Here is a 6,357-nt window from a genome sequence, read left to right on the forward strand (position 1 = left end):
CGACGTGCACGGCCGCGGGTCCGCGACGCGCGTCCGCCTACAGTGGCGGCGTGCCGCGACCGGACGCTCCGAGCCGTCGGCGGCGTCTGCACCCGGCCGTCGCCGTCGCCGTCGTCGTGTGCGTCGTGCCGCTCGCGTCGTGCGCGCGGGCCGACGTCCCGGGCAGGTCCCCGTCCGTCCCCGCGCCGGGCGTCGAGGCACCCGCCGCGCCGTCGGGCGCCGCCACGCTCGACGTCCCGCTGCCGCCCGCCGGTGCGCCGTTCGAGTACCAGCTCGGCGGCGCCGACGAGCCGGCTACCGACTCGGTCGCGGTCGCGCGCGACTCCACCGAGCAGCCCGCCGGGCCGTACGCGATCTGCTACGTCAACGGGTTCCAGACCCAGCCGGGCGACACGGCCGCGGTGCTGCGCGACGAGCCCGACCTGGTGCTGCACGACGACGGTGAGCCCGTGGTCGACCCGGGGTGGCCCGACGAGGTGCTGTACGACCTGTCGACGCCCGACCTGCGGGCCCGGGTCGCGCAGCGCGTCGGCGCGTCGATCGACACGTGCGCCGCCGGCGGCTTCGACGCCGTCGAGGTCGACAACCTCGACTCGTTCACGCGCTCGCGCGGCCTGCTGACGCCCGACGACGCGCTCGCGTTCACGGCGCTGCTGGTCGAGCGGGCCCACGCGCACGGCCTGGCGTACGCGCAGAAGAACACGCCCGACCTCGCGGAGGCGGTCCGGGCCCTCGGTGCCGACCTCGTGGTGTCCGAGGCGTGCGCGCAGTGGGACGAGTGCGGCGCGTACACGGCCGCGTACCCCGTGGTGCTGGACATCGAGTACGAGCGCGCACCGTTCGAGCGCCTCTGCGCCGCACAGTCCGACCCCGCGACGCACGACCCGCGACTGTCGGTGATCCTGCGCGACCACGACCTGGCCCCGCGCACCGACCCGGCCGCCGTCCACGAGACCTGCTGACGGCGGACCCTCCGCCGTCCGCTCGACGCCCCCGTCGGAGACGGCGTCGCCGACCCCGCCAGCCGTCGACCCGCCCACCGACCGACCACCCCGTCATCCGTCGCGCGTCAGGCCGCACGGGCGCGACGGACGGCGGGCTCACCCTCCCCGGGGCGGCCGGACGTCGGCCACCGGCGGCGACCCGTGGCGACGGCGCGGCGGGTGGGTGTCAGCCGGACGACGGAGGATGGAGCCGTGGACCGGGGAGGTGATCGCGCGCAACGGCTCGAGGCGGGCGTGCGCGTGCGCGATGCCGCGACGGTCCTGCACCTCGACGCCGACGCGTTCTTCGCGGCCGTCGAGCAGCGCGACAAGCCGTCGCTGCGCGGGCGGCCCGTGCTCGTCGGGGGCGTCGGCGGGCGTGGGGTCGTGTCGACCGCGTCGTACGAGGCGCGGCGCGACGGCGCCCGGTCCGCGATGCCCATGGCCCGGGCCCGCCGGCTCAGCCCGGCGGCGGCCGTGCTGGTGCCACGGTTCGCGGCGTACTCGGCGTACTCGCAGGTCATCATGGGGGTGCTGCGCGAGCTGACGCCCGCGGTCGAGCCGCTGTCGATCGACGAGGCGTTCGCCGACCTCGCGCTCGCCCCCGACGGCGTCCCCGAGCCCGAGGAGGCCGCGGCGTGGTTGCAGGCGCGCGTCGCGGAGCTCACGGGGCTCACCGTGTCGGTCGGCGTCGCGCGGTCCAAGCTCGTCGCGAAGATCGCGTCCGACCTGCGCAAGCCCGGCGGCGTCGTCGTCGTGCGACCCGAGGACGAGGACGACGTGCTGCTGCCGCTCGACGTGCGGACCGTCCCCGGCGTCGGGCCCGCGACGCAGGGCGCGCTCGAACGGCTGGGCGTGCGGACGGTCGCCGACCTGCGCCGCCAGCCCCTCGACACGCTGACGATGACGCTCGGCGAGGCGCACGGCACCGGGCTGTACCTGATGTCCCGCGGGCTCGACGACCGACCCGTCGTCACGTCCACCGAGCGGAAGTCCGCGGGCGCCGAGCGCACGTTCGCGACCGACCTGCGGGGCCGCGACGTCGTGCTCGCGGCCGTCGACGACGTGGTCGACGAGGCGCTGCAACGACTCGAGCGGCACGGCGGCGCCGCCCGCACGGTCGTCGCGAAGGTGCGCTACGCCGACTTCTCGACCGTGACCCGCTCGGTCACGTTCCCGCACCCCACGGCGTCCGACGCCGACCTGCGGGACGCCGCGCGACGGGCCGTGCTCGCGGCGGGCGTGGTCGAGCCCGTGCGCCTGCTCGGCGTCGCGTTCCACGCGCTGTCCGCGCACGCGCAGCTCGCGCTCGACCTCGACGCGCACCTGTTCGACGCGCCCCGCCGCGCCGTGGTCGCCGAGCACGACCACGTCAGCGGCCGGCTCGCGGTCGTCGACGCACCCGAGGTCGACGCCGCGCCCGACGTCGCGGACTCCACCACCGGCACCACCGCCGACGACGGCGGCACCGACCCGGTCACGGACCCCGACCTCCCCGACGTCACCGCCCTCGACGCGGCGGACGCCGCCGACGCGGGGTCCGCGACGGCCGTCGTCGGCCGCCCGCTCGGCCCGTCGTCCGTCGGACGCCCGCTCGACGAGGCCAACGCCCGCCCCGGGCTCGACGTCGAGCACGCGACGCTCGGTCGCGGCTGGGTCGTGCACGTGCGGGGCCGCGAGGCGACCGTCCGCTTCGAGACCGCGACCACCGCACCGGCGCGGTCGCGCGTGCTCGACCTCGACGCGGACCCGCTCGTGCTCGTCGAGCCCGTGGGCGTCACACCGCCGAGCGCCGTGCCCGCCGAGCTGCGTCCCGCCTGACCTGCACGACCTTGCCGACCACGAGCCCGATCACCAGGCCGCCGACGGCCTGCGCGACCCGCTGCCCGAGGCTCAGCCCCGCGGCCCCCGCGCTGAGCGTGGGCATGAGCACGGCGAGCAGCACGAACCCGCCCGAGTACACCGCGCGCACGATCCGGTCGTCGCGTCCCTTGCCCGGGTGGAGCGCGATCCCGACGCCCGCGAGCACCCCGGCGGTCGCGATCCCGAACGGCGTCGCCCACGTCGCTGCCATGAGCACGACGGCCGCCGCCGTGCTCACCCACCACCCGCGGTCGCGGTAGAAGGGCGTCGTCTCCTCACCGGTCCACGCGTCGGGGTCGACGGGGCGGGCGTGGGGCAGGTCTGCGCTGGCCATCACCCGACCCTGCCAGAGTTCGTCGGCGCGCGGGCCCGGATCCGCGGCCCGACGTCAGGACCGGCGTCGGGTCCGACGTCAGGCCCGCGCGGTCAGTCCCGTGCCGTCAGCACCACGGGACCGCGCTTCGTGATCGCGACCGTGTGCTCGGCGTGCGCGGCGGTGGAGCCGTCGGCGCTGCGGATGGTCCAGCCGTCGTCGTCGACCACGTAGCCGCTGCCGCCGGCCATGAACCACGGCTCGATGGCGATGACGAGACCCGGCTTGAGGCGCGGGCCCGACCCGGCGCGGCCGTCGTTGGGGACGTGCGGCTCCTCGTGCATGGTGCGGCCCACGCCGTGACCGCCGAAGTCGGTGTTGATGCCGTACCCGGCCTGCCGTCCGACGCGGCCGATCGCGGCGGACACGTCCCCCATGCGGGCGCCGGGCTGCGCGGCGGCGATGCCCGCCGCGAGCGCGCGCTCGGTCGTGTCGATGAGGCGCTGCGCCTCGGGCGTCGTCGTGCCGAGCTGGAACGTCAGCGCGGAGTCCGCGACCCAGCCCTCCACGTCGCACGCGAAGTCGATGCTCAGGACGTCGCCGTCGGCGAGCACCCGGTCCGACGGCAGGCCGTGCAACGCGTGGTCGTTGACCGACGTGCACAGCACCCCCGGGTACGGCATGGCGCCGAAGCTCGGGTGGTAGCCGAGGTACACCGAGCGCGCCCCGGCCTCCTCGATGAGGCCGCGCGCGTGCGCGTCCAGGTCGTTCGTCGTCATGCCGACCTGGGCGTACGCGCGCAACGACGTGAGGACGTGCGCGACGAACCGCCCGGCGGGACGCATCTGCTCGATCTCGGCGGGGGTCTTGAGGGCCACGCCCCCAGCCTGCCACCGCCGGCGTGCGGGCAGGGAACAGCCCGTGGGCCGGAACCCCTGACGGGGCCCTGCCGCGAGGGACGAGGTCGCGGCTCCCACGGGCTGCGGTGACTGCGGGGATTCGCTGCCGCCCGTGCCGGGTGGTCCGGCGGGGCACCTGCGGATCTTCGCGGTCCGTCCGATGTCTCGGGCGGCTAGCGGGCAGCCACCTCACGCGTCCGGAAGTACTTCATGTCTCGGACCACCTCCTCTCCGTGTACCGACGACGCTACGCCGCGTCCGCGGGGCCGCCAACGGGTTTTCCGGGGGTCGTCCGCGGTGGTTCAGGGGGTCGTCGCGCGCCCCCGCAGCACCACGCGCACGACGACGCCCACGGCGACGACGGCCAGGGCCGTGACCAGGGCGGACGGCGGCAGCGTGACGACGAGCAGGAGGCAGCCGACGAGCCCGGCGACGGGCAGGACGCGCACCGCCCAGGCCGTGGTCGCCCCGCGCCGCGCCGTCGTGGCCCGCCACGTGCGGCCGCGCAGCACCGCGACGTGCGCGACCGCGTAGTAGAGCAGCACCCCGGCCGACGAGAACCCGATCGCGCCGCGCAGGTCGAGCAGCGCGACGAGCACGGCGACGACCAGGCCGACCGTGACGGTCGCGCGCGCCGGCGTCGCCCGGCCGGGTGCGACGGCCGCGAGCCACCCGGGGAGGTCGTGCTCGCGCGCCATGGCCAGCGTGGTCCGTCCGACCCCCGCGAGCAGCGCCAGCAGCGCGCCGAGGCTGCCGGCGGCGGCGCCGACCCGCACCACCGGCGCCGCGGCGTCCCACCCGGCGGCCGCGACCACGTCCGCGAGCGGGGCGCGCGAGGCCGCGAGCGCGTCGGCGCCCAGGGCGTGCAGCACGACCGCACCCAGCACGGCGTAGACCACGAGGACCGTCACCAGCGCGACGGCGACGGCGCGCGGGATGGTGCGGGCCGGGGCGCGCACCTCCTCGCCGAGCGTCGCGACGCGCGCGTACCCCGCGAACGCGAAGAACAGCAGACCCGCAGCCTGGAGCACGCCCAGCGGCCCCGCCGCGAGCACGTCGGCCACGGGCGGCAGGCCCGCGGGCGCGTCGGCAGCGGCACCGGCGGCGACCACGGTCGCGAGGGCCACGAGCACGACGACGACGAGCACGCGGGCGACCCGTGCCGTGCGCGTCACGCCCAGCAGGTCGACCACGACGAGCAGCAGCACGGCGCCCACCGCGACGGGCCGCTGCCACGCGGCCGGCGCGGCGTACGCGGCGAACGTCAGCGCCATCGCCGCGCAGGACGCGGTCTTGCCGACGACGAACGACCACCCCGCGACGAACCCCCACCACGGGCCGACCTCGGCACGCCCGTACGCGTAGACGCCGCCCGCGACGGGGTGCACGGCCGCGAGCCGCGCCGTCGACGTGGCGTTGGCCCACGCGACCGCGCCCGCGACCAGCAGGCCCACGAGCAGCCCCGCACCCGCTGCCCGCGCGGCTGGCGCCCACACGCCGAACACGCCCGCACCGAGCATCGCCGCGAGCCCGATCACGACCGCGTCGGCGAGGCCGAGACGGCGTGCGAGGGCGGGGCTGGTCACGCGCGCACGGTAGGGCACGCGGGTGGCCGCCGCGCCGCGGGACGGTGAACGCCGGGCGCCGGCGTCAGCCCGCGAGCTTCTCCGCGACGGAGATCGCGCGCTGCGCGAGGTGGTCGAGCGCGTCGAGCTGCGCGTCGCCGAGGGGTGCGTCGTTGTCGGGGCCGGTGACGTGCGAGACGCCGTACGGGTTGCCGTCGGCGAACTTCAGCGGGTCGGTGTAGCCGGGCGCGACGACGATCCCGCCCCAGTGCATGACCGCCGTGTGGATGGACAGCAGCGTCTCCTCCTGGCCGCCGTGCGCGGTCTGCGTCGCGGTGAACGCCGAGTAGACCTTGTCGGCGAGCCTCCCCTCCGCCCACAGCGGCCCGAGCGTGTCGACGAACTGCTGGAACTGGCTGGTCACGTTGCCGAACCGGGTGGGGCTGCCGAGCAGCACGACGTCGGCCCACACGAGGTCGTCGGGGGTCGCGACGGGCTCGTCGGCGGTCGCGTCGACGTGCGCGCGCCACGCCGGGTTCGCGTCGATCGCCTCGGCGGGCGCGATCTCCTTGACGTGCCGGCGCCGCACCTGCGCACCGGCCGCGGTCGCGGCCTGCTCGAGGCGCTCGGCCATGGCCTGCACGGTCCCGCTGGCGGAGTAGTAGACGATCGCGACGTTGACCACGGAGCAGCTCCTTCTCGACGGCTGGCGGTCCACCGATCCTCACCCGCCC

General features: G+C 76.7%; 6 protein-coding genes. 2 read left to right on the forward strand and 4 right to left on the reverse strand.

What is annotated here, in order from left to right; all coding sequences use genetic code 11:
* Positions 1–50 precede the first annotated feature (50 nt).
* Positions 51–962 (forward strand): endo alpha-1,4 polygalactosaminidase, encoded by a 912-nt coding sequence (locus tag ATM99_RS11910; RefSeq protein ID WP_062103126.1) that lies wholly within the window; start codon positions 51–53, stop codon positions 960–962.
* Positions 963–1,196: 234 nt separating this feature from the next.
* On the forward strand, positions 1,197–2,804 hold the full coding sequence (locus tag ATM99_RS11915) for a DNA polymerase IV (protein WP_190278827.1): 1,608 nt from the start codon (positions 1,197–1,199) through the stop codon (positions 2,802–2,804).
* Here ATM99_RS11915 and ATM99_RS11920 read toward each other — a convergent pair.
* The 4 genes from ATM99_RS11920 to wrbA form a co-directional block, all read right to left on the reverse strand.
* The gene (locus ATM99_RS11920; protein WP_062103127.1) at positions 2,761–3,180 is read right to left on the reverse strand and encodes a hypothetical protein; all 420 of its coding nucleotides are present in this window, start codon (positions 3,178–3,180) and stop codon (positions 2,761–2,763) included. The genes ATM99_RS11915 and ATM99_RS11920 overlap by 44 nt on opposite strands.
* A gap of 92 nt (positions 3,181–3,272) precedes the next feature.
* Positions 3,273–4,037 (reverse strand): type I methionyl aminopeptidase, encoded by a 765-nt coding sequence (gene map, locus ATM99_RS11925; RefSeq protein WP_082659657.1) that lies wholly within the window; start codon positions 4,035–4,037, stop codon positions 3,273–3,275.
* Positions 4,038–4,360: 323 nt separating this feature from the next.
* The gene (locus ATM99_RS11930) at positions 4,361–5,644 is read right to left on the reverse strand and encodes an APC family permease (protein WP_062103134.1); all 1,284 of its coding nucleotides are present in this window, start codon (positions 5,642–5,644) and stop codon (positions 4,361–4,363) included.
* Between the two features lie 64 nt (positions 5,645–5,708).
* The gene (gene wrbA, locus ATM99_RS11935; protein WP_082659659.1) at positions 5,709–6,308 is read right to left on the reverse strand and encodes an NAD(P)H:quinone oxidoreductase; all 600 of its coding nucleotides are present in this window, start codon (positions 6,306–6,308) and stop codon (positions 5,709–5,711) included.
* Between the last annotated feature and the right edge of the window lie 49 nt (positions 6,309–6,357).

It is taken from the genome of Cellulomonas sp. B6 (assembly GCF_001462455.1).
Classification (GTDB): domain Bacteria; phylum Actinomycetota; class Actinomycetes; order Actinomycetales; family Cellulomonadaceae; genus Cellulomonas.

Coding starts and splice junctions, on each gene's coding strand:
- ATM99_RS11920 (WP_062103127.1), bottom strand. CDS start 3,180: ATGGCCAGCGCAGACCTGCCCCACGCCCGCCCCGTCGACCCCGACGCG.